The sequence below is a fragment of the Bartonella sp. AP88XZML genome (assembly GCF_042195565.1).
GTDB lineage: Bacteria > Pseudomonadota > Alphaproteobacteria > Rhizobiales > Rhizobiaceae > Bartonella.
Map to the genome: position 1 here is coordinate 1 of NZ_JBHIOQ010000052.1, position 4,401 is coordinate 4,401.

The following is a 4,401-nucleotide window of genomic DNA, read 5'->3' on the forward strand; positions in this document are numbered from 1 at the left end:
AATGTAAGCAGAGCCACTTATTTTTGCATTGCCTCCGACATGAGCATCATCACAAATGACAGCATTATCGGAAATATGAGCATGATCAGTGACACGGGCGTTATCATAAATTTGTGCATTGCCTTCAATTACAACGGCGTTGTTAGCATGCGCATTACCAGACAGCTTTGCATTGTCCTTTAATGTCATACCTTCAAAAATAGCATTCCCATAAATTTGCGCATTTCCATAGACATCAACAAAAAAGCTTTTTACTTTAGCATTTCCAAAGACGCGTGCATTTTGAAAGACCCGAGCTTTATTATACACCCAGCAATTACCTTCATGAGAGAGATTATCTTCACTTTCAATATAGCCACCGAGGTCACCTTTTTTCACATCATCAAAATCTCTTAAGGCTCTAATTCGAGTTAAGAAATGACCATCGATATATTCACAATCATCAATAAATTCGTATTTTTTTGCAGGCTCTTGTTGATTAACAGACGCGGTTTCATTCGCAATATTAGAGATAATGGGGGTGTTTTTTGAGATATTTGTCATAATTAAATCCTACATGATTTAGTGTTTTCAATTGACAGCCTATAAAGGCGCCGGGTGTTGAAAACACGGCATGTAGTCCGTTGTTATGCCTTCCTCATAAGAGTATTGTATAGCATAACCACACCCGACAAAATCATCATATATGCTAATTAGAGCATAAAAGATAGTCAGTTTTATAATAGGATTAGGTTTATCGCAACCTTTTCGCTACATGTTTAGTGTTTTCATCACTTAATTATTTATGTAGCAAAATACGTATTTATTGTCAATTAATATTTTATCTTTTTTGATATTTTTTTGTATTTTTTAACTACGTTGTGTATTGATAATATCTTACGCTTATTAATTGCTTCTTTTATATTTATGTGCTTTTAAAGATATATTATAGGCTTTATGAAACGACTACGTATTTTCTGAATCTATACATTTATAATATTTAGAAACGCTCTCATAATGCGTTTTTTTAACTTTATAACCTATCAATTTTTTTACTAAATAAATTTTAAATTTTTTTGTGAATTTTGTTTATAACACATTTATCATTTGCACTATCTTAATAGGCATCGCGCTCTTATAACCAATGCAATTCATTTGCATTTTTGCTTTATTCAAACAAAGCTACTGTTTTTATGCATTCTCTATAGCTGTTATATGCTTTATAGCCATGGTGTTATTTTTCATTTTCATAAGAGAAACGATAAATAGGATATATGATAATTGCGATTTATAGACTGTTATGAAAATATCTAAAGAGAAATTGATCATTATAGAGATCAGTAAAATCCCTTTTAATAGACCGTGTCAGTGTTGTCAGTTTTGTCAGTTCCTTTTAGACCCTATAATTATTTTTTCAAATGAGTGAAAATAAAAGTTATTATATTTCAATATGTTAACATTTTAAAATACAACCCATATCGAAAACACAACCTTAAATACAATTAATAATATATATTTGTCAGTTATGTGTCAGTAAATTGAACTGACAAAAGTGATCATTTGAGTGAGTGATTAAAACGTGTCTTATGAAAAGCAACTGATTACGTTATCAAAATCCTTTTTATGAATTTTTATCAGTTCTTTTGAAGATATAAACTTATGATTTTAGAGAATTGATTACAACGTGCTTTATAAAAAGCATGTGATCCTTTAAAGCCTTTCAAAAGATAGCTTGTAACTTATAGAAATGCTATCAAGATCATTATGGTTATGAGTTTTGAAGGGGTTTTGAGTTTTGAGGGTTGCTGCTATTATGTAAAAAAACGATAAAAAGTAAAAACATTATATTTCAATGGGTTAATATTTTATAGACCTTAAAAAAACAACCCATATTGATAATACAACCTCTAAATTCAACCAATAATATACGTTTTGAGGGGGTTTTGACGGTTTTTACACCTTCAAAACCTATAAGTAATATAAGAAAATGAATATACATAACTCTCTTTAAACAAAGCTTTTGATAACAATAAAGCACTCATTTTAGATTACGGTATAATCTCTTAAAGGCAATGTAAAAAAATCTAATTTTATTTAAGATGGGATTTCTTAAAAGTCTTAAAGCAATCCAAATGAGAGTATCTAAAAGTGCAAATGATTTCTTTTTAGAATAACGCATATAAACACTCCTTTTAAAGATTAGATGTAAGCAATTTATAAAGGGGGTATAGATTATGGTTATAAGCTCTATACCCCTTATGAGTTATCATACCCATTATGTGAGCATGCTTTATAAATTATTCAGTTTCTCTTATTTCTAATTTTGGTAAGTTCTTAACGATTTTCATTGTTTCTAAACTTACGGTAATAACCCTTTGAAACAACTCTAGAGGGTAGGCAGGGTTTCCAACGGTTTCAACAGCATAGCGATTGGCATCATTAACAATACCACTCTTTTTATCAGTCTTAACGCATTGACGCCCCATAACCCATTCAAGAGCGGGTTTGCCATTGACAATATATTCATAAGCTTCAAGAGGGATATCTGTCATAGTGATATTGCTGTTATAAAAAACAGTTGATTTATCCTTTTCCTTACTATTCTTAATTTTTGCGAATTTCATTTCAGTTACATAATAGAATTTTTCGGGATTAGAGATTTCTGTCTGTTTTGGATTACCCTTTTTAAAGGTCACTGGATAAGGCTCTATGCTTTCATAATTCACGTGCAAATGACCTAGTTCACGCCCTGCTGTTACAAATTTCCAAAAATCATCAGCACTCTTTACGCAAGGGATACGAGGTAATTCTTTAGAGAGGTTATCAGCATAACGGGCACGATAATCTTCCGAATGCAAAAGACCGTAAACGTAATAGAATAGATCATCTTTAGTGATAGTTTCATTAAGATAAGCCGCTTTAAAATGTGCTAATCCTTCATCAGTAATAGCATCACGCCTTTGTAAACCAGCTGTTGTACTTTCTTCTGTAAATAAATGGGATTGGTTTTCACTTTTACTTTTTAAAACTGTAGTATCTTCGTAAATATAACGTGGAAAGCATTTTCCTTTTTCAATTGTATCTAAATTAGGCAAAGCTTTAGTCATCAATACAGAAAAGTCTTTCTTTGCTCCTATACCTGTAATTTGTATTACTTTATTTTCAACAGCTTTTCCCATTGGGAATATACGAGGCATTTGATAAAGTACTTCATTAAAAGTATGATTATAATAAAGCCACTGCTTGGTAAAAGGACGATAAAGGCTTTGAATAAGGCATAAATCTTCAAACTTAAAAAACTTTCCTTTTACTAAATCTTGTTTAACACTATAGCTCCAACTGATTTTACTTTCATCGGAATTGACGAAATTATTTACAGCATTTTTATTTATCTTATGGTCAGCGTGTGCATAAGTATCATTAAAACGCTTCACTTCACTATTATAAAAGTTAATCATATTGCGCATATTTTTAGCTAAAGATTCACGGCTTGAGTTATACGCCCAAGCATCACGATTGGTTACAACCCCAAAAGAAACTATTTCAAACAGTTTTTTACTATGAGGTTTCCTATCACCTAGAGCTAGGAATGTCTTGAAACTGTCATCACGTTGACCAAGCCAATCATTATGCCTATCCGGTGTAATTATTTGCCAGCCTTGTTTGTTCTGTGTAATGCCATCAATACTCCTAAATTTTTCAATTATCGTGAGCTTTTCTTCTCTATTGAGATAGTCTCCAATATCACGGAAATGTATTTTACCACGCTTTTGTGCATTTGGATTTTTTACGAGAATAGAGATAGCAATAGGGGCTCGAGAGCCAGAACCAAAAATTTTGCCACCTTCTTTACGAGAAAGTTCTCCAGAGGTTCGTTGATTACCACGTAAATGAAAAATATAAAGGCTGCTAAATTCTTCAATGAGACATTTTCGTAAACCGTCCATAGAACTTCCATCAATAAAGCCCGCGTTTGTAACAAAACCAATAACACCACGGTCTTTTATACGGTCACTTGCCCAACGAATAGCACGGATATAACTATCATAAAGAGCTTGCACACCAGTTGTTTTGGAGTGAGCAGCGTAAGTTTCACTGATACGTTTATTTAATATGGGATAGGAAGTATTCTTTGCATTATCGTTTTCACTTTTTTGACCTGTTGAATAAGGTGGATTACCAAAGATAACTTTGATATCCAGTTTCTTTTGATGCTCCAAATATTCACTGTTTTCTTTGAATAATTTTTGCAGAAGGTTCTTCTCTTCAAGCATGCGGAAAGTATCGGTCAAACCAATATGCTTGAAAGGAATATATTCACCTTTCATGATACTATGATACGTCGATTCAATGTTAATCGCAGCTATGTAATAGGCAAGCAAAACAATCTCATTGGCATGGATATCATGACGGAATTTATAT

General features: G+C 32.1%; 2 protein-coding genes. Both read right to left on the minus strand.

Annotated features, from left to right (window positions below; genetic code table 11):
• Positions 1 to 543 (minus strand): hypothetical protein (locus tag ACFIK2_RS06935; RefSeq protein ID WP_375677066.1); only part of this gene is annotated, 543 nt, incomplete at its 3' end.
• A 1,733-nt stretch (positions 544 to 2,276) separates the two neighbouring features.
• On the minus strand, positions 2,277 to 4,401 hold a 2,125-nt coding region (locus tag ACFIK2_RS06940), incomplete at its 5' end, for a type ISP restriction/modification enzyme (RefSeq protein WP_375677067.1).